This window comes from Sulfurimonas lacustris, assembly GCF_059705355.1.
Genome location: NZ_AP046125.1, coordinates 1113876 through 1132763 on the forward strand (window position 1 = coordinate 1113876; position 18888 = coordinate 1132763).

18 protein-coding genes are annotated in these 18888 nt (G+C 40.4%); 8 read left to right on the forward strand and 10 right to left on the reverse strand.

Annotated features, from left to right (window positions below):
- The 7 genes from AC6H4V_RS05850 to AC6H4V_RS05880 form a co-directional block, all read right to left on the reverse strand.
- Nucleotides 1-270, reverse strand: coding sequence for a Txe/YoeB family addiction module toxin (locus tag AC6H4V_RS05850; protein WP_497607875.1), 270 nt, complete (start codon nt 268-270; stop codon nt 1-3).
- A complete protein-coding gene (locus tag AC6H4V_RS05855) occupies nt 264-509 on the reverse strand; it encodes a type II toxin-antitoxin system Phd/YefM family antitoxin (RefSeq protein ID WP_497607876.1) in 246 nt (81 codons plus the stop codon). Before AC6H4V_RS05855 ends, AC6H4V_RS05850 begins: the two co-directional genes overlap by 7 nt.
- Before the next feature lie 132 nt (nt 510-641).
- Nucleotides 642-1184, reverse strand: coding sequence for a hypothetical protein (locus AC6H4V_RS05860; RefSeq protein ID WP_497607877.1), 543 nt, complete (start codon nt 1182-1184; stop codon nt 642-644).
- A 66-nt stretch (nt 1185-1250) separates the two neighbouring features.
- Nucleotides 1251-2132 (reverse strand): CoB--CoM heterodisulfide reductase iron-sulfur subunit B family protein, encoded by an 882-nt coding sequence (locus AC6H4V_RS05865; RefSeq protein WP_497607878.1) that lies wholly within the window; start codon nt 2130-2132, stop codon nt 1251-1253.
- Nucleotides 2133-2143: 11 nt separating this feature from the next.
- Entirely contained in the window at nt 2144-3121 is a 978-nt protein-coding gene (locus AC6H4V_RS05870; protein WP_497607879.1) for a succinate dehydrogenase/fumarate reductase iron-sulfur subunit, read from the reverse strand.
- 9 nt (nt 3122-3130) lie between these two features.
- Complete coding sequence (gene sdhA / locus AC6H4V_RS05875) at nt 3131-4843, reverse strand: succinate dehydrogenase flavoprotein subunit (protein WP_497607880.1); 1713 nt, start codon at nt 4841-4843, stop codon at nt 3131-3133.
- 148 nt (nt 4844-4991) lie between these two features.
- Nucleotides 4992-6188 carry a diguanylate cyclase gene (locus tag AC6H4V_RS05880; protein ID WP_428730237.1) on the reverse strand — a complete coding sequence of 399 codons (1197 nt, stop codon included), beginning with the start codon at nt 6186-6188 and terminating at the stop codon, nt 4992-4994.
- A gap of 112 nt (nt 6189-6300) precedes the next feature.
- Between AC6H4V_RS05880 and AC6H4V_RS05885 the strand changes: the two genes are divergently transcribed.
- From AC6H4V_RS05885 to AC6H4V_RS05915, 7 genes are read left to right on the forward strand one after another with little or no spacing between them, the layout of a single operon-like run.
- Nucleotides 6301-7119, forward strand: a complete 819-nt coding sequence (locus tag AC6H4V_RS05885; protein WP_497607881.1) for a thiamine-phosphate kinase — start codon at nt 6301-6303, stop codon at nt 7117-7119.
- Between the two features lie 14 nt (nt 7120-7133).
- On the forward strand, nt 7134-8210 hold the full coding sequence (truD, locus tag AC6H4V_RS05890; RefSeq protein WP_497607882.1) for a tRNA pseudouridine(13) synthase TruD: 1077 nt from the start codon (nt 7134-7136) through the stop codon (nt 8208-8210).
- Nucleotides 8203-9021, forward strand: coding sequence for a phosphatidylserine decarboxylase (locus tag AC6H4V_RS05895; RefSeq protein WP_497607883.1), 819 nt, complete (start codon nt 8203-8205; stop codon nt 9019-9021). Before truD ends, AC6H4V_RS05895 begins: the two co-directional genes overlap by 8 nt.
- A gap of 9 nt (nt 9022-9030) precedes the next feature.
- Entirely contained in the window at nt 9031-11808 is a 2778-nt protein-coding gene (locus AC6H4V_RS05900) for an ATP-binding protein (RefSeq protein WP_497607884.1), read from the forward strand.
- 41 nt (nt 11809-11849) lie between these two features.
- Nucleotides 11850-12215, forward strand: a complete 366-nt coding sequence (locus tag AC6H4V_RS05905) for a response regulator (protein ID WP_428730242.1) — start codon at nt 11850-11852, stop codon at nt 12213-12215.
- 11 nt (nt 12216-12226) lie between these two features.
- Nucleotides 12227-12841, forward strand: coding sequence for a chemotaxis protein CheC (locus AC6H4V_RS05910; protein ID WP_428730243.1), 615 nt, complete (start codon nt 12227-12229; stop codon nt 12839-12841).
- The gene (locus AC6H4V_RS05915) at nt 12838-14121 is read left to right on the forward strand and encodes a diguanylate cyclase (protein ID WP_497607885.1); all 1284 of its coding nucleotides are present in this window, start codon (nt 12838-12840) and stop codon (nt 14119-14121) included. Before AC6H4V_RS05910 ends, AC6H4V_RS05915 begins: the two co-directional genes overlap by 4 nt.
- A 137-nt stretch (nt 14122-14258) precedes the next feature.
- Here the strand turns inward: AC6H4V_RS05915 and ychF are convergent, their stop codons facing one another.
- Nucleotides 14259-15359 carry a redox-regulated ATPase YchF gene (gene ychF / locus AC6H4V_RS05920; protein WP_497607886.1) on the reverse strand — a complete coding sequence of 367 codons (1101 nt, stop codon included), beginning with the start codon at nt 15357-15359 and terminating at the stop codon, nt 14259-14261.
- A 191-nt stretch (nt 15360-15550) separates the two neighbouring features.
- On the opposite strand from ychF, the gene AC6H4V_RS05925 reads away from it, so the two are divergent.
- On the forward strand, nt 15551-17554 hold the full coding sequence (locus AC6H4V_RS05925; RefSeq protein ID WP_497607887.1) for an EAL domain-containing protein: 2004 nt from the start codon (nt 15551-15553) through the stop codon (nt 17552-17554).
- On the opposite strand, the gene AC6H4V_RS05930 is transcribed toward AC6H4V_RS05925, so the two are convergent.
- Both AC6H4V_RS05930 and zupT read right to left on the reverse strand, forming a co-directional pair.
- Nucleotides 17551-18051, reverse strand: coding sequence for a ribonuclease HI (locus AC6H4V_RS05930; protein WP_497607888.1), 501 nt, complete (start codon nt 18049-18051; stop codon nt 17551-17553). The genes AC6H4V_RS05925 and AC6H4V_RS05930 overlap by 4 nt on opposite strands.
- Nucleotides 18048-18887, reverse strand: coding sequence for a zinc transporter ZupT (gene zupT, locus AC6H4V_RS05935; RefSeq protein WP_497607889.1), 840 nt, complete (start codon nt 18885-18887; stop codon nt 18048-18050). Before zupT ends, AC6H4V_RS05930 begins: the two co-directional genes overlap by 4 nt.
- Nucleotide 18888 lies beyond the last annotated feature (1 nt).

Consider the following 18888-nt stretch of genomic DNA (forward strand, 5'->3'; position numbering starts at 1 on the left):
TTATTCTCCATAATGTGACCACATTCTGGAGACTCTAACTACTTTGTCGCTCTCTCTTACTTCATATACTATTCTATGTTGGATATTTATTCTTCTTGAGTATGAGCCGCTTAAATTGCCGACTAGCTTCTCGTAAGGCGGTGGATTTTGAAACGGGTCTTTTTTGATTATTTCAATTAGTTCTTTTGCTTTTTTATCTAAATTGGCACTCGATAACTTTTTAGCATCTTTTTGTGCTAGTTTGCTATAAAGTATTTTATACTCTACCATTCAACATCTTCGCTAAACTCGTTATCGGGTGCTTTCATAGCCTCTCGGATGGAAGATGCCATATTTGGTATGGAGTTTAAGTATAGCGTCTCTTCTATCGCTCTGTAGTCTTCTTCTGAGAGCATGATGACATTGTTTCGTTTGCCCGTAATTAGCACAGGCTCATGACTTTGTGCAGTTTCATCCATTATGTTATAGATATTTGCCCTAACTTCGCTTGCAGTCATTACTTTTGTCATAATTTAGTCCATTTACTACTTAAATTTTAAATATTGTACTAAATAGCGTACGCCTTGTCAAGTGAAGCTTAATGTGTTATATAAGGAGTATATATGCATTTCACCTCAGGAGAGGTGGAACGAGGAAAAAAGCTATTTAACATCCAAAAAATAAGAGCTTTCATAAATAACCATACCAACTGGTGATTTTACATGATATGTGTTATAACTCATATAGCCTTTCTCATTAAAATATGCATAATTTTCTGTTTCATTTTCAATCCTATATTTTGAATCTTTTTTTACTTCATTATATAGTTCAAGTACAGCAGACGATTCTGCTTCAACATATTGTTTTAATGTAACAAATAATTGTTTTTCTTTTTTGAAATGAACGAAAGTACAATTTACTACTCTATTATCATTATAGATTGTAACATCACAAATTTGAGCATCACTATTTTTAATTTTTGTTTCAGCTCCAGTAGTATTAGTAGTCCAATGAGCAGACCAATTTTTTGTAAAAAAATCACCAAGTTTACCAAAAACAATCTTTTTCATATTTTCATCTGATGGTAATTCAAGAATTTCAATTACTTTTGCTACAACTTTTTTTTGTTCATCTGGAATTGAACTTATAGAATCTAGTGCATATATATTATGCACTAACAACATTAATAACAATAATTTTTTCATTTGATACTCCAAATATAATTTCTAATCCTACTTCTACCGAGGTGGAACGCATACACACATCACAATTTATATAAAATTAACACCCGTAACATGGTGCTGCAAACCAAGCTCTGCAGGAGTACATCCAAGAGCGAGACCTACCATCTGCTGCATGTGAAGAACTGGAAGTGAAACTTCTCTGCCTATTGCCTCTGAAGCGCTTTTTGTTTGCGTGTCTAGTTTTAGGTGGCATAGTGGGCAAGGTGTTACCATCATATCTGCATTGTTGTCTGTTGCACCTGCTATGGCTGTTCCTGTTAGAACTGCTGCAGTGTGTGGTGCTTGAAGCTCTACATGGAAGCCGCAGCATTTGGTTTTTTCTTCATAGTCAACAGTCATACCGCCGCACGCGATGATAAGGTCATCAAGAGAAGTCGGTTTGTATGGGTTTTCTCTCATTTTGTGAGATTCGTCATGAAGCTCTGATGGGCGGATGTTGTGGCATCCGTAAAATGGAGCGATGTTGAACTGGCTGAGAGGTTTTACAACCATCTCTTTGATTTTATCCAAGCCAAAATCATCGATGATAGCGTAGAGGAAGTGGATAACATTTGAAGTACCTTTGTACTCCAAGCCGATTTCTGCAAGCTTCTCGTTTACTCTTGCTTTTAGTTCAGGGTTTTTATCTAGTCTGTGTTTTGTCATAGCGGTGTTTAGCTGACAAGTGTTGCAGATAGTTACCATAGTCAAACCATGTTTTTCTGCATATGCTATGTTTCTGGCATTTAGTACGAGAGATAAAAAGTCATCATAATCTTGCAAGTGAGAAGCACCGCAGCATGATGCTTCTGTTAGCTCTATCATCTCGATGCCTAGTTTTCTAGCTACCGCCATTGTGGACATCATCTGTTCAGGAGTGCTTTGTTTTGCAGTACATCCCGTAAAAAGTGCATATTTTAGTTGTTTCATATCTTTTACTCCTAGAACTTTACTGTTGATGATGATTTGATAAGTTTTTGAATCTCATCAAGTTTATCTGATTTTGTAATGCCCCATGGAGGAACAATTTTGCCTTTTCTAAACATCTGAAGAGCCACAGGTAAGTGCTTGACGATATGCAATCCTTCAGAGTATAGCACTAAGCCGCCCTCATCAAGTACACCGTTTCTTTTGATAGAGTGTAGGAAACCAACCGCATGGCGAGTTGCGACATTGTTTTTTGCAACGCCTCTTTTAAATGCCATCTGGTGAAGTTTAGTGATTTTGTCGATCGGGTTGATCTCTTTTGGACAAACTTCCGCACACTCGTAACATTTAGCACAGTCCCAAACGCCTTGCTTCTCTTCGTTTACATTGATAAGTCTCTCGCCGTCGTTATCACGAACATCTGCTTCAAAACGGTACGCCGCTGCAAATGCTGCAGGACCAAAGAAGTCACTGTTTATCTCAACAACTGGACATGCATAGTGACATGCGCCGCACTGGATACAAAGATCTGCTTCGTTTAGCTCTTCTGCATCATGAGGAGATACTAGATTTTCGCAAGACGGGCATTCGTCGATGTCAGCAACAAGATACGGAGTAACCGCCGCATGCTTCTCCCAAAAATCACCCTTGTCGATAATCATATCTTTTACGGCTCTTTTCGTGCTTAGTGGCTCAAGAGTAATATCGTTTCCGAAATACTCTATCATAGTAGTCATACTCTCTTTACATGCAAGAGTAGAGCGACCATTTACTTTGATGGCACATGCACCACAGATTCCATGGCGACAGCTTCTGCGGTAGGAAAAACTTCCGTCATGTTCCCATTTGATTTTGTTGAGGACATCTAAAACTACATCTTCGCTAGTTACATCTAACGTGTAGTTCTCATAGTATGGTAGATAGTCTTCATCGGCGTTAAAGCGAAATACTTTGAAGTTAACTTTTTGTGTAGTGATTTTCTCTGCGCTCATACCTTCTCCTTAGTAATTTCTTGCTTTAAGTTCATGTTTGCCAAGAACGACATCCATATACTCTAAAGAGATATTGCCCTCTTGATCCATATATGCCATAGTGTGTTTTAAGAAGTTTTCATCATCTCTTGCAAGATAATCCTCTCTATAGTGTGCTCCACGGCTCTCTTTTCTCTCAATAGCACTCTCAACGATAAATGCAGAGTAGTCAAGCATGTGTCCAAACTCGATAGCTTCTTGCATCTCCGTGTTAAATACTTTTGATTTGTCTTTGATGCGGATATGCTTAAATCTCTCTCTAAGCTCTTTTATCTTTGCGCTTGCCAAAGAGAGTGTCTCACCTGTTCTAAATGCACCAGCGTTTGCAGTCATGCACTGTTGTAACTCTTCTCTTAAAGTAGGGATAGTCTCTGTGCCGTTGTTGTTGAGTACAAAATTTATCTCATCGAGTGCTCTTTGAGCATCTTCTTTTGTTGCAGGGCGAAGAGTGATAGCATCTATCTCATCAACCATTGTTTTACCGACGAAGCGACCAAAGAGAAGTGCCTCAAGAACAGAGTTTGCACCTAAACGGTTCGCTCCGTGAACTGAAACACATGAACACTCACCAGCTGCATAGAAACCTTCTACAAACTCCGTGTTGTTTTTACGGACATTTCCTGCGATATTGACAGGGATACCACCCATAGAGTAGTGTGCAGTTGCAGAGATAAGGATAGGCTCTTTAATCATATCAAGCCCTAAGAAAGTAAGAGCTAAATCTCTTAATTCTGGTAGTCTCTCCATAATCAAATCTTTGCCAAGGTGCGTTACATCTATGTAAACCGCATCTTTTCTAGGACCAACACCGCGACCCTCTCTAATCTCGTTTAAGATAGCACGGCTTACGACATCTCTTGAAGCGAGTTCCATTGCATTTGGAGCGTACTTTTCCATAAATCTCTCGCCAAGAGAGTTGAAAAGGCGTCCGCCTTCTCCTCTTGCTGCTTCAGAGATTAAAACACCGTTTCCAGAGAGACCTGATGGGTGAAACTGAACAAACTCCATATCTTCAAGCGGAAGACCGTGACGTGCTACGATGGAGAGACCATCGCCTGTATTTGCGTGAGCATTTGAGTTGATTTTGTAGCTTCTTGCGTAACCGCCTGTTGCAAACATTACTGATTTTGCGTTGAAAATAGCTACTTGCATATCTCTGATGTTAAAAGCAACAACACCTGAAACTTTGCCGTCTTTATAGATGATATCGCTTACATACCACTCATCCCAAAACTTCACGCCGCTGCGAAATGCTTGCTCGTAAATCGTTTGAAGCAGTGTTAAACCTGTTCTGTCTTTTGCATAACATGCACGAGGAGAAGATTGCCCGCCAAAAGGTCTTTGTGCGATTTTGCCATCTGCACTTCTGCTAAATGCCGCACCCATTCTCTCAACCCAGCGGATAGTCTCAGGTGCATTTTTGCACATAAATTCAACCGCATCTTGATCAGCTAAATAGTCACTCCCTTTTACTGTATCAAACTCATGAAGCTCAACACTGTCTTTATCGCTCAAAGCAGCGTTAATTCCGCCTTGTGCAGCTCCTGAATGGCTTCTTAGCGGATGAAGTTTTGTGATAACAGCAACTTTCTTTCCTGCAACCTGCAGTTCTCTTGCGGCAGCGCAACCAGCCAGTCCCGCACCAACTACAATAGCATCGTAAGTATAAATAGGAATACCCATTAGCTTTCCTTTGTTAAAAGTAATAAAATAAGGGGGATTGTACTATTTTTAGCCTTTGCGTATAATAAAAAATAAATTTCTATCTGCAGACTGTTACTTAACGTCTCACTTTAGAGAAGCATAAATGGGCAAAGTGTGAAAATACTTCTCACAATTCGCTCTTTGCTACATCTTTTACTTGAAAAATCCTGTTTTTTCCATCTTTTTGTGCGTGAAGTAAAATTTTCTTCGCTTGTCTGATTGCCTCTTCAAGAGAGAGATTTTTTGGTTTAATAACGTGTCCACCGGAGAGTGTAAGCTCTATCTCACCTAGTTCAGGAGAGCTCACTTGAAGCTCTGTGATGCCTTGACGCATACTATCTGCGTCTTTGAAAAGTTGCTCTTTACTTGGACGTGAAAGGATGAGTGTAAACTGGTTGTACTCTGTTCGTGCGATGACATCTGTTGCCTGTTGGTGTAAGGAGAGTGAAAAAGCAATTTTTTTAAGGATAGACTGTGTGAGCTCTTGAGAGTAGGGCTTGTTTGTTTTTGAAAAGTTATCTACTTCAAAGACTGTTACTGAGGTGTAGTTACTCTCTTTCATTCCTTTTTTCTCAGAGTAAGAGTTCATCATTCCTTTAAGGTTGTTGATACCAGTGACAGCATCGAGCATTGCAGGATTTTCTGTAGCTGGGGGTTTTCTTTTGATTTTGAGTGAAATAGCCTCTGCCTCTTGAGAAAAAAAGGTGTAGTTTGCAAAGTTTGGATTGCTTAGGAGTTCTAAGTCTTTGTATATAAGAGCAAGCTGTTTTCTAAACCAAAGAGCTGCAAATAGAACTATGATAAAAGCGATAAAAGTTACTTGTTTGTGGAGGTTAAATTTTGCTTGATCATAAGAGATAGACTTAATCATAATCGCATTGATATGACTTTTGAAAGTGTCAAAGCTGACCGCTAGTTCTGCTGCTTTTGTCTCTTCATCTGTTGTACTGTTAAAGTAAGCATCTGCTTTTTTTGTAAAATCTGCTCTGTGTGCCTCTAAAGTTTCCAAATCTGCAAGATACTCTTGGGATGTAGAGAGAAGAACTCTTTCGATAAAACTATACTCATAGAGTGTATGGAGTTTTTGAGTGTCATAGCGAAGTTGCGTAGTTTTGCCCTGAAGTTGGATGAGAGAGAGTTCAAGATTCTCTTTGGAGAGGTTTAAAATGTCGGTTGCCATAGACTTTTGGTTTGCAAGATTATCGACTTTTTTGTAGCTAGTTGTGTGGTCAAGTGCGACGATAACACCAAGCGCTGCAAAAACTGCTGCAAATATAAAAAAGAGTGAAAGGTTTTTAAAAATGCTTTTGATAGAGTGCTTCATTGATTTTCCTGTATAATGATATAATAAGCGCTTATTTTATCATAGATTGAATAAAAAAGTAGAGTAATTTTTTTGTTTTATGTTTGTTATATTTTATTATTAAAGAGATATTTTGGATTTGGAAAACTATTTTATCAAACAATTTGAAAGTAAAAATATAGGTGATGATGGCGCTTTAGTGGGTGAGATGGTTTACTCAAAAGATGCTTTTTTTGAGAATGTGCATTTTAAAAAAGCGTGGATGAGTCACTACCAGATAGCCGCAAAAGCGATGGCGATCAATATCTCCGATGCCATTGCCATGAACGCAAAACCAAAGTACGCACTTCTAAGCGTTGCCATGCCAAAGAGCATCACAAAAGAGCAAGCGCGTGAACTTGCAAGAGGTTTTTTAGAGAGTGGGGCAAAGTATGGTGTAGAGATTATCGGCGGAGATACCATAAGTAACTCCAAGCTTGACATCACTATAACCATTATCTCAGAGGCAAAAAAACCGCTGCTGCGCAAAGGCTTACGCGTGGGCAACCTTTTAGCCCATACAGGTGTGGTTGGCAAAAGTGCAAAAGAGCTTAAAAAATTGATGAACTTAGGCACAATTCACGCCAAATCAAAGTTTGTAAACATTGAGTTGCGGGAAAAATTTGTCTCAAAGAGTCGCCGTTTTTTAAAATCGGGCATGGACATTTCAGATGGAATTTTTAGCGATTTGGGTAAACTCTCAAACATAAATAGAGTTGGATTTCGATTTTACAAAAAAACAGCAAAAAAAATCGGATGCAGCGGCGAAGAGTATGAGATACTCTTTGGTTTTGACAAAAGAGACAAAAAAGCACTTTTAAGACATGCCAAACTGACACGAACTCCCATAAAAATCATCGGGGAATGCGTGAGAAGTGGTTACAAAAACAGATGCAAAGCGCATCATTTTTAATAAATAGGAAAGATATGGACAGATTTTATTCGCTCTCTCACTCAAGTATTGATTTTCATTTTAGACAGACACCGCGGGATTTTGTGGTTGAAGAGGTGCCTCTTTATGAGTTTTGTGGGGAGGGGGAACACCTTGTATTGTGGGTTAGAAAAAAGGGAATCTCTACGCTTGAACTTGTCTCTATGATTGCAAAATATCTCGGCATCAAAAACAAAGAGATAGGGTATGCGGGGCTTAAAGATAAGCATGCTATGACAAAACAGTATATCTCTTTACATAAAACACATGAAGCAAAAATGGATGCGTTTGAGCATGAAGATGTGAAGATTCTCTCCAAAACATACCATAACAACAAGATACGCATAGGGCATTTAAATGGCAATAAGTTTTACATAAAACTTAAAAAAGTAAATCCTACGGCTGCTTTAAAGATAGATGAGGCGCTTAAAAATATCGCTGCTTTTGGAATGCCAAACTACTTTGGGTATCAGAGATTTGGAACAGATGGAAACAACCATATCGATGGAGAAAAGATAGCAAAAGGCGAGAAAAAAGAGCGCAACCCAAAGGTAAAACAGCTTCTCATAAATGCATACCAAAGTCATCTTTTCAATCTATGGCTAAGTCGAAGATTGGAGATAAATACGCTCATTCAAAATTTTGAAGTAAAAGAGCTGGAGCCGCTTTTAAATATGCCAAAAGAGGAACTTTTGCAGATGAAAGCGCAAAAACATCCGTTTAAGCTTATCAGTGGGGATATCATGGAGCACTATCCATATGGAAGACTCTTTGAATTTTGTGGGGAAGAGAATGATTTTGCGAGATTTAACGAAAGAGATATCTCTGTTACTGGGCTTTTGTGTGGTAAAAAAGCAAGGTTGGCTTCAGGCATCGCAAGAGAGATAGAAAAAGATTTTGACGATACCATCGATGAGGATGGTGCGAGACGCTACGCATGGGTTTTTCCAAAAGATATAGATGGAAGATACAGAAATGAAGAGGCACAGTATGAGCTAAACTTTTATCTTCCAAAAGGCTCTTATGCAACGGTTCTCATCGAAGAGATAGCAAAAAGGAAAATCAATGAGTAAACATATAACTTCGGCAATTTCACAAGCATTTGGAAAGTTTGCAAACAAAGAGTTTGCCACGCCGATTCAAAATTTTATAAACAGCTCTTATGTTGCACTTATGGGACTTGACATGAGCGAGTTTCATGCACCACAAACCTACCGCTCGCTCAATGCGCTTTTTACGAGAAAATTAAGAGAAGATAGAGTTTTTTCGCTTGATAGCGAGGATTTTATCTCGCCGTGTGACTCTCTTGTCTCTGAATGCGGTGTGCTGGAGAGTGAGTATGCGCTTCAGATAAAAGGGATGCGTTACAGCTCTGATGCGCTTTTGGGAGAGCATTTTAGCAGTGAAGAAAAGGCTATCGTTCATGACGGCACTTTTATAAACTTCTATCTCTCGCCAAGAGATTATCATCGCTACCATATGCCCACAAACCTAAAAGTGCTAAGAGCAGTTCATATCCCCGGGAAATTTTATCCTGTCAATATGCCCTCACTTAAAAACAAGCTCAATCTTTTTGTAGAAAATGAGCGAGTTGTGCTTCTTTGCGAAACTCCAAATCAAAAAAGATTTTACATGGTGCTTGTAAGTGCGCTCAATGTCGGCGTGATGCAGGTTGCTTTTGAACCACGCATAAAAACCGATGCGGATGCACTGCAAAGCGTGGCGTATGAGTATGAAAATCTCCACTGCAACAAAGGAGATGATTTTGGCTGTTTTGAGATGGGTTCTACCATCGTTATATTGGCCCAAAAAGGGATGCTGGAGCTTGATGTAAAAGCGGGCGAAAACGTGAAGTATGCACAGACGATAGCGAAGCTACGATAAGGATTTTTTATGGCGAAATGGCGCAAAAACTCTCTTTTTTATGTACTTTTTTTTCTTGTTGGCTCTTTTGGGATATGGCAGATTATCCAGTATCAGAGTCAAGGGCATAAACGGGAAGTTTTACAGCAAGAAAAAGAGCTTTTACAAATCACTCTCAACACCATAACGCACGCATTTAAAACCCATTCAGAGATTTTTTTTATCAACAAGCTTGATACGCAGAGTGTTTATAACCTCATGTTTCAAGCAAACAGTGGTGATGTAAAACAGATGTCAGACGCACGAGAGGCGCTTTTTGCGCATCTCAATGAGAGTTATAAGAGTATGCACCTTTTTAAGATAAAACAGCTCCATTTCCATCTTCCAAACAATGATAGTTTCTTGCGTTTTCATAAGCCTGAGTTTTTTGGCGACAACTTAAGTGATGTCAGAGAGACGGTAGCATTTGTCAACAGAGAGAAGAGATTTATAGCGGGTTTTGAAGAGGGGAGGATTTATAACGGTTACCGTTTTGTCTATCCTCTTATAGACAAAAGAACGAACCAGCACTTGGGAAGTGTAGAGACATCGGTTTCCATGGAATCACTCATCGAGAGAATCAAAGAGGAGACAAAAGGGCATGTTGATTTTATCATCAAAAAAGAGCTTGTTGAAGAGCGTGTTTTTGAGAGCCAAAAGAGCAACTATGAGCAGAGTGGCTTAGATGAGCGTTACCTTTATGAAAAGAGCATATCTAATGGCGGTGATGTGCTTATAGAACAACTCTCCGCACAGTACCCGTCTCTTAGCAAAAGCATTCAAAAAGGGCAGGGATTTAACTTTGTACAGATTCACAACAACAAAAACTACATCACAACTTTTCTTCCAATTGTAAATATTTATACAAAAAAACATGTCGCTTATATCATCGTCAGCCGTCCAAATGATATTTTGGAGTATGCAAGAAGCAAAAGTATCTCTACTTTTTTTGTCGTCGTCTTACTTCTTGGCATCATTTTGTACTCTTTTTATACTATTAACAAGCATAAAAAAGAGGCAGAAAGCGCCAACAGTGCCAAATCTGCCTTTTTGGCAAATATGAGCCACGAGATACGAACACCGCTCAATGGGATTATAGGGTTGGTTTCTCTGGTGCTTAAGACAGACTTAAGTACTACGCAAAGAGAGTATCTCACAAAAGCGATTTACTCATCAAAGATACTACTTAATATCATAAATGATATTTTGGACTACTCTAAGATAGAAGCAAATAAAATGGAGATAGAAGAGACGCCATTTGAGCTTGATGTTATGCTCAAAAACATCGTAGATCTCTTTGGTTATCAAGCAGAACAAAAGGGCATTTTGCTCGCATACAGTGTCGCACCAGAAGTTAAGAACAATCTTGTCGGAGACCCATTTCGGCTTATGCAGGTCTTAACCAACCTTGTAGGAAATGCCATCAAGTTTACACATCAAGGGGAGGTACATCTGCATGTAGCTCTTGAGTGGCTTCAAGAAGAGCGTGTCAAGCTCTGTTTTAGTGTCAAAGATACGGGAATCGGGATTGCTAAAGAGAAGCAAGAGAAGCTCTTTGGTGCATTCAATCAGGTCGATGTCTCGAACACTAGAGTTTATGGCGGTACGGGTCTTGGACTGATGATATCAAAGCGCTTGGTGGAGTTGATGGGTGGAACTATCGCACTGCAAAGTCAAGAGGGAGAGGGGAGTGAGTTTAGTTTTACGCTTCTGCTAGGCTACACCAAAGAGGAGCAAGAGAGCCAAACAGAGGTATCTGCGCAAGCAAAAGAGGAGTTTACAACTGTCGCTAGAGCGCTTCTTGTTGAGGATTATGAGATCAACCAGATAGTAGCGTCCGAGAACCTTGGGCAATTTGGACTTGAGGTGCGCATTGCTGAAAATGGGCTCATAGCGGTGCAGATGATGCAGCAAGAGAGATTTGACATCGTTTTTATGGATTTGCAAATGCCTGTGATGGATGGTATCGAAGCAACGCAAAAGATAAGAGAGTTTGACACAAAGACGCCTATCATCGCACTAAGTGCCGCTGTGATGGAAAACGACAAAGAGAGAACGCAAAAAGCGGGCATGAATGACCACCTCTCAAAACCCCTTGATGTCGATGCGCTTGAAGAGATACTCAAAAAATATCTTGGGCATAAAAGATTTTCTACAAGCAAAACAGAAGAAAAAGAGCATCCAGAAGATTCTATGAGCATCGAGGGTGTGGACTTTGAGGAGCTTTACAAGCGATTTGACAACAAAAAAGAGCGTGCGCATGCTGTTTTGCTAAGTTATGTACAAAACAACAGCGATATTGCAGCACAGCTTGATACTCTTGTGGTTGGTTCAGAAGAGTTTGAGCGCTTTATCCACAACCTCAAAGGGGTAAGCGGCAATCTTGCACTCAAAGGTATCTTCGCTCTTTGTTTGCAGATGTACACTACTAAAGAGCACGAGGAGCGCGTAAAAATGGTTCCAAAACTCAAAGAGAGCATTGAGCAAACTTTTGCTTCTCTCAAAAAGAGCCTTGAAGCCAAAGAAGCGCCAAAGCAGAGCGTAAGCTACACCAAAGAGGAGCTTTTGAGAACCATCGAGATGGTGAGTGGCGACCTTCAAGAGAGCACACTCATAAGCAATGAGATGGTCGATTTGCTCCTAGCGCAGCTTGAAGCGATTGAGGGTGTGGAGTGCAGAGCAGAGGTGCAAAAACATCTTAGCGAGTATGACTATGCTGCAGCCTTAGAGGTGCTTGAACAGATAGAAGCGCGTTTTAGTGGCAATTAATTGAAGTTATCTTATAATAAAAATTATAGAAAAAGGGGTCAGTGTTGAAAGTCTTAGTAGTAGATGATTCAAAAATCGCTAGAATGGGCGTAATTAAAAGCCTCAAAGAGATTGCACCTGATGTGGAGCTTTTTCAAGCTACTAACGGTCTTGAGGCGGTAGAGATGTATGAAAAAGAGCGACCGCAAGTTGTCTTTTTGGATTTGACTATGCCTGTGATGGATGGTTATGAGGCGCTAAAGCGAATCATAGAGATAGACAAAGAGGCTCAGGTTATCGTTGTGAGTGCGGACATCCAAAGCGAAGCAAAGCTAAGGGTTCTTGTCGCAGGTGCGAAAAATATGTATCCAAAACCCATCAATCATGAGATTATGATGCATATTTTTGAAAATGATTTATTACTGTAAGGGTTAGGGCATTGAATTTAGTATTTAACGAAGATCAACTAGACGCACTTAGAGAGTTTATGAATGTCTCCATTGGCGCTGCAACAGCAAGCCTTGCAGACCTTTTAGATGCTTTTGGAACGATGCATATACCAAAGATAGAGATTTGTAACGCACATGAGCTCGCAAGCAAAATAGAAGCAACCATCGACACAAACTCCATGTACTACACAACCAAACAGCTCTTTACGGGCAAATTTGGCGGAGAGTGTATCTTTCTCATCCGTGAAGACTCTGCAACAAATCTTGGCAAACATCTCTATAGCATTGTGACGCCATCCTCTGAAGAGATAAACGATGCGGTTATAGAGCTCACCAACATCCTTACCTCCACCATCGTGAGCAGACTGACGCAGGAGTTAGGCACGCAGGTTCAGTTTTTTGTCCCGTATCTGCATTTGAGTGATGCACACTCTATCGTCGATGAAGAAGAGATTTCGGAGTACTCAAAAATCATCATTATCAGTACGATTTTGGATTTTCAAGACCAACAAATCAATGGCAATATTTATATTCTCACCAAAGATGAAGCCATAGAGAGCTTGAAAGTGCTCATCGATGAGAAGATAGAAGAGATTTACGGATGATGGAGATAAAATACCCCGATGTCTTGTTAGACTCGCTTGAAAATGGGCATATGATAATTGATGATACGTTTAAGGTAAGCTACTGGAACAGATGGCTTTGCATCAATACGCAAATCCAAAAAGAGCAGATTGTAGGTAAAAGTTTGGCGGAGTTTTTTCCACAGATAAACTATACAGTGCTTCAAAGAAAAATCAAAACTGCTCTCTCTATCGGCACGCCTACTTTTTATGATGCGAACAGTAGTACGAAGTTTATCCCCATAGAGCGCAACAAAGTCACCACATCTTCTTTAAAGCTGATGCAGCAGCAAGTGACTATCTCTCCTTACATCAGCCATGAAAACAAGGTGATGATTTCCATCTACGATATCAGTGAGCTTTTTGAGGCAAAAATGGTTATCAAAAAAGAGGTGCAGATGGTGCATAAGCTCAACGATAAACTAGAAGCCGATAGAGAGATAATTGACAAAAATATCATCGTGATGAAAACATCTGCTAATGGCACTATCAAAGATGTAAGCACATTTTTTTGCGACTTTTTTGAGATGTCCAAAAAAGAGATTCTTGGTAAAAATATCTCCATGTTTAAGCTCAAAGAGAGCTCTGATGCTATCTATAAAGATATGTGGGAGAGTATTAGAAACAAAAAATCTTGGAGTGGGGAGTTGCGTTTTCAAACTTCAAAAGGAGCTGAAAAGTGGTTTCAAACTCGTGTTATGCCTATCCTCAACGCTCATGATGAGATTGTAGAGTTTAGCGCTGTTTTTCATGACATTACCAACGAGAAACTCTTAGCAGAGCTTTACATCACAGACCCGCTTACCAAACTTTACAATCGTGCGCATTTTGATGAGAGCATCAACTTTATAGCAAAGCATCAACGAAGAGCGGATGTTGATTTTGTTTTAGCTCTTGTGGATATAGATTATTTTAAGAGTATCAACGACACCTATGGGCATCAAATCGGTGATGAAGCGCTTATCGGCGTAGCAAAAACCATTAAAAACTCTTTGCGAGAAAATGACCTTATTGCACGATGGGGCGGTGAAGAGTTTGTTATTATGCTTAAAAATGTCACTATCGAGCAAGCAAAAACAATCATAGAAAAAGTCAGAGTAAATATCGAAAAACAGACGATTCGCAACGACATCAAAGTAACGGCTTCTTTTGGTTTGACAAAATACCAAGAGGCTGAAGAGACAAAAGAGACGTTTAAGAGAGTGGATGATGCTCTTTATGAAGCCAAGAGGGCGGGAAGAAATAGGGTTGTTGTAAAGTAAGTGTGTTGTGTGTTTAAGAGCGGGGCTAAAGCCCCACGTCCGTTTTTTGGAAGTGAGGCTTTAGCCCCGGTCCCGTAGTTTTGTATATCTTTTGGAAGTGGGGCTTTAGCCCCGCCCTGTAGTTGCTATAGTTACTATTATACATTGAACCTAAAGTGCATGATATCACCATCTTGCACGATGTACTCTTTACCCTCAAGACGCATCTTTCCTGCCTCTTTTGCCTTGTTTTCGCCGCCGCACGCTACAAAGTCGTTGTATGCGATAACCTCTGCACGGATAAAACCTTTTTCAAAGTCATTATGGATAACCGCCGCTGCTTTTGGAGCGGTTGTGTTTTTGCGGATAGTCCATGCACGAACCTCTTTTACGCCTGCTGTAAAATAGCTCATAAGTCCTAGTTTGTCAAAACCTTTTTGGATAATCTGCTCAAGCCCCGACTCTTCCACGCCAAGAGAGCTTAAAAACTCAGCCGCTTCTTCATCTTCTAGCCCTACAAGCTCCTCTTCTACTTTAGCGCAAAGCTTGATAAGTTCACAGTTGTTTCTTGCCGCATGCTCTTTGAGTTTGAGAACAAAATCGCTATCTTCAAGCAGACCGTCTTCATCCACATTTGCACCGTACATAATCTCTTTTCCAGTGAGCATACGCACTTCATGGTTGAGTTGTTTATACTCTTCCGTGTCAGCTTTTGGGAAGTTTCTCGCCAGATTTCCATCTGCTAAAAACTCTGAAAGCTCTTCTGCAAGCACAAGCACGGCAGCAGCATTTTTGTCCGTTTTTGCCTGTTTTTTAAGTCTATCCATTCTGTTTTGCAAAACTTCAATGTCTGCAAGTATAAGTTCGCCTTCGATGATTGCAACATCTCTAAGCGGGTCAATACTAGCTTCGGTGTGGACGATGTTGTCATCTTCAAAACAGCGTACGATATGCAAAATAACCTCTGTTTCACGTATGTTTGATAAAAACTTGTTGCCAAGACCCTCGCCCTTGCTCGCACCCTTGACAAGTCCTGCAATGTCAACAAAGTCAACTGTCGAGTGTTGGATGCGCTCAGGGTTGACTATCTTTGCAAGCTCTGTAAGTCTTATGTCTGGGACTGGAACTACTGCTTTGTTTGGTTCAATGGTACAAAACGGATAGTTTGCCGCTTCTGCATTTTGTGCTTTTGTGAGTGCGTTGAAAGTTGTTGATTTACCGACATTTGGAAGTCCTACAAGACCGATACCTAAACCCATAATTGACCTTTTTTGCTATAAAAATAATTGCGCAATAATAGCAAAAGGTTGCTTAGAACAGAGCTAAAGAGGATTTTCTTGATACAAATCAACACAGTAGCTTAAAAAAATGTGATAAAAAAAGAGTATTTTATCTTGCTAAGTTCAATATTTGTGTATAGTGCATAACAGTTTATTTGACGGAGAAGAGCGTGCCCCATAAAAATATGATACAAGAGAATTTCCTAGAGCTTATCTCGAAGCATCTTCCGGATATGTTGTGGGCAAAGGACTTGGAGGGGCGCTATCTTTTTGCAAATTATGCTATTTGTAAAAATCTTTTGATGGCAGAGACCAAAGAGGTGCTTGGCAAAACAGATGTCTATTTTGCTCTAAGGGAGCGTGGTAAACATCCAGACAATCCAGAGTGGCATACTTTTGGGGAGCTCTGTCACAATAGCGATGCAATCGTGCTTGAGTATATGGAACCGATGGAGTTTGAGGAGTATGGAAACATCCGCGGAGAGCTTACCTACCTAGAGGTTCATAAAGCGCCGCTTTTTGATAAAGATGGCGTACTCATAGGCACTATCGGGACGGGGCGTGACATCACTGCACAAAAAAAGACAGAAGAGACGCTACTAGCGATGAACAGCCTTATTAACAGTGGTCCAGTCGTCCTTTTTGAGTGGTCGATGCAAGAGGGGTGGCCCATCAAGCATGTCTCTAAAAATGTTTTTCCTCTTTTGGGCGTAGAGTATGGAGACATTATGCGAGCACATATGCCTTTTACTCAGTTTGTGCATCCTGATGACCTTACAAAATTAGCAGAGGATGTAAGTGCACATTTTGCGAAGCAGTCACTCTCTTTTGCACAAGATTATCGCATCGTAAAACCGAACAATGAGGTGGTTTGGGTAAGAGACTTTACGGTGGTAGAGTATGAAAACAGTGGTGCTGTAAAGTCTATCAAAGGCTATCTTCTTGATAACACCGCAAAGATAAAAGCGCATGAAGAGATAAATAGGCTCAACTTCACCGACACGCTTACAAAGCTTCCTAACCGTCAAAAAATCCAGCTTGATTTAAGTACCGACTCTTTTCATGGTTGTGTTGTGTTTAACATAGACAAGTTTAGAGAGATCAATGACCTCTTTGGTATAAAATCTGGAGATAGCATCCTCGTTCAAGTTGCACAGTGGTTTAGAGATATGCATATCGACGCCTACCGCATAGGAGGTGATGAGTTTGCAATGCTTTTTGTGGAAGAGAAAAAGTTTGAAGAGGTAGAAATTCTTTTGCGGGAGTGGCTAGAAAAATTTTCTCACAGCTTCTTTTTCATAGGAAGTGAGCCGATTCCAGTGCGTATCAACGTTGGTGTGGCTCTTGGTGGGACAAAGCTTCTAACACGCGCCGACATCGCACTGCATAACGCCAAAGAGAAAAAACTCTCCTACGCTCTTTATGAAGAAAAAGAGAACGTTGAAGAGATTTACCGCTCCAACATTGCTATTGCAGCAACAATCCATAAAGCACTTTTACAAAACCGCATCATTTGCTACTACCAGCCGATTGTCGATTTTCAAACAAATAAGGTCTCAAAATACGAAACGTTAGTGCGCCTTGTTGAGGAAGATGGCACTATCGTTGCACCGCTACATTTTCTCCCCGTAGCCAAAAAGACAAAGCTTTATGCGCAAATCACACGTTTAGTTGTACATCAAGCATGTGAAGTATTTAAAACAAGGGAGGAGGAGTTCTCCATCAATGTCTCTATAGACGATATACTTGACGCCACAACGGTACAAGAGATAGTAAGCACGCTTATAAGAACAGGTACTGCTTCACGCGCGGTTTTCGAGATTTTGGAGTCTGAGGGCATAGAAAACTACAGTGCGGTAGAGCAGTTTATCACACAGGTAAAAGCACTCGGAGCAAAGATAGCCATCGATGACTTTGGAAGTGGCTACTCCAACTTTGAGCATATTTTGAGACTGGATGTTGACTATATCAAGATTGATGGGGCACTTGTACGTGAAGTTGCAACTAAGAAAAATAATGACATTATCATAGCGACAATAGTAGATTTTGCCCATAAAATAGGCGCAAAAGTAGTCGCCGAATATATAAGCGATGAGAATATCTATACTATCATTAAAGCGATGAACGTGGAGTATTCGCAGGGATACTTTACCGGAAAACCAGAGGCGCTTTAGTCTAAAGAGTCTCTCAATGCTTCTCTTGAAGCCCTATCTACAAGCGTAAAAAGGTTGTCCACAAAATCTTTCTCTTGCGTCTTTTTATGCCCTTTTACTTTGACAAAGTCACACTCGTTGCGCGCGACTAAGGTGTAAAACTTTTTGTAGAGTTCATGGTTTCTTAAAAGCTCATTTTTTTTCGTCATATAGTTGTTTTTTATGATTCTCTCTCTTCTGTCTTGAAGCGATATGAGATTTTGACAATCGGTAAAGATAATTATCTTGCGTTTTTTAAATTTTATCTCACTCAGCGCCCACAAAAGTGTCTGAAGTTCGAGCTTAGAGGAGGTTGTTTTGGTAAATCTTTTGATTCTTACGCGCTCCTCTTGGTGTGGTGCTTCAAGTTCATACTCAGCTAGAAGCAGGTACGCACCGTACCCGACATTTGTCTGGGGGTTGACACTTGCATCTGTAAAGAGAAAAAAGGTGGGCTTTACTCTATCGACGTAAATCATACGAGTTTAAATCCTATGAGACTAAGCGCCATCACAAGCATCCCAAGAGTGATACCGGCTATGGTTGTATGGGCGTTGCCGTAAACTCTGGCAGCGGGCAGAAGTTCATCAAAAGAGATATAAACCATAATACCTGCAACAAGCCCAAAAGTGATCCCAAGCGTTGCTTCTCCCATAAAAGGAAGAAGAAGAAAAAAGCCCACAAGCGCACCTATGGGCTCAGCAAATCCCGATAAAGTCGCATACCAAAAAGCACTTTTCTTATCTCCTGTTGCATGGTAAATGGGCAGTGAGACCGCCATGCCTTCAGGGATGTTGTGAATGGCGATTGCAAAAGCGATGGCAAGACCGAGTTTTGGATCATCAAGAGCTGAGACAAATGTGGCAAAACCTTCAGGAAAGTTATGGATACCAATCGCAAGTGCGGTAAATATACCGGTTCTCTTGAGCGATGCCGTGTTTAAAGTGCTGCTTTGAGGTTTGAGTTCTAAAAGCTGAGAGTTGCTTTTCGTCTCATGGGGATTGACATCTTCGGGGATAAGGTAGTCTATAAAGGCACTTAGTCCAATTCCTGCAAAAAAACAGAGCAGGGCGAGTGCCTCTGCCGTGACATTCTGTCCGTAAAGCTCTGTAAAAGCAACTTTTGATTTTTCTAAAATCTCTACAAAAGAGACATAGATCATCACACCCGCCGAAAAGCCCATCCCGATGGAGAGTGTTGTGTAGTTTTTGCTTTTGGAAAAAAATGCCAAAAGAGCACCGATAGAGGTTGCAAGCCCTGCAAAGATAGTAAGCATAAAAGCAAAAAGAAGATTTTGGGATGCTATCTCTTGCATA

Excerpts from the sequence above, each read along its gene's own strand:
- AC6H4V_RS05930 (WP_497607888.1), bottom strand. The coding sequence starts at position 18,051 with ATGATTTACGTCGATAGAGTAAAGCCCACCTTTTTTCTCTTTACAGAT.
- AC6H4V_RS05870 (WP_497607879.1), bottom strand. The coding sequence starts at position 3,121 with ATGAGCGCAGAGAAAATCACTACACAAAAAGTTAACTTCAAAGTATTT.
- AC6H4V_RS05895 (WP_497607883.1), top strand. The coding sequence starts at position 8,203 with ATGAGTAAACATATAACTTCGGCAATTTCACAAGCATTTGGAAAGTTT.
- ychF (WP_497607886.1), bottom strand. The coding sequence starts at position 15,359 with ATGGGTTTAGGTATCGGTCTTGTAGGACTTCCAAATGTCGGTAAATCA.
- AC6H4V_RS05860 (WP_497607877.1), bottom strand. The coding sequence starts at position 1,184 with ATGAAAAAATTATTGTTATTAATGTTGTTAGTGCATAATATATATGCA.
- truD (WP_497607882.1), top strand. The coding sequence starts at position 7,134 with ATGGACAGATTTTATTCGCTCTCTCACTCAAGTATTGATTTTCATTTT.
- AC6H4V_RS05855 (WP_497607876.1), bottom strand. The coding sequence starts at position 509 with ATGACAAAAGTAATGACTGCAAGCGAAGTTAGGGCAAATATCTATAAC.
- zupT (WP_497607889.1), bottom strand. The coding sequence starts at position 18,887 with ATGCAAGAGATAGCATCCCAAAATCTTCTTTTTGCTTTTATGCTTACT.
- AC6H4V_RS05915 (WP_497607885.1), top strand. The coding sequence starts at position 12,838 with ATGATGGAGATAAAATACCCCGATGTCTTGTTAGACTCGCTTGAAAAT.
- AC6H4V_RS05850 (WP_497607875.1), bottom strand. The coding sequence starts at position 270 with ATGGTAGAGTATAAAATACTTTATAGCAAACTAGCACAAAAAGATGCT.
- sdhA (WP_497607880.1), bottom strand. The coding sequence starts at position 4,843 with ATGGGTATTCCTATTTATACTTACGATGCTATTGTAGTTGGTGCGGGA.
- AC6H4V_RS05865 (WP_497607878.1), bottom strand. The coding sequence starts at position 2,132 with ATGAAACAACTAAAATATGCACTTTTTACGGGATGTACTGCAAAACAA.
- AC6H4V_RS05880 (WP_428730237.1), bottom strand. The coding sequence starts at position 6,188 with ATGAAGCACTCTATCAAAAGCATTTTTAAAAACCTTTCACTCTTTTTT.
- AC6H4V_RS05900 (WP_497607884.1), top strand. The coding sequence starts at position 9,031 with ATGGCGAAATGGCGCAAAAACTCTCTTTTTTATGTACTTTTTTTTCTT.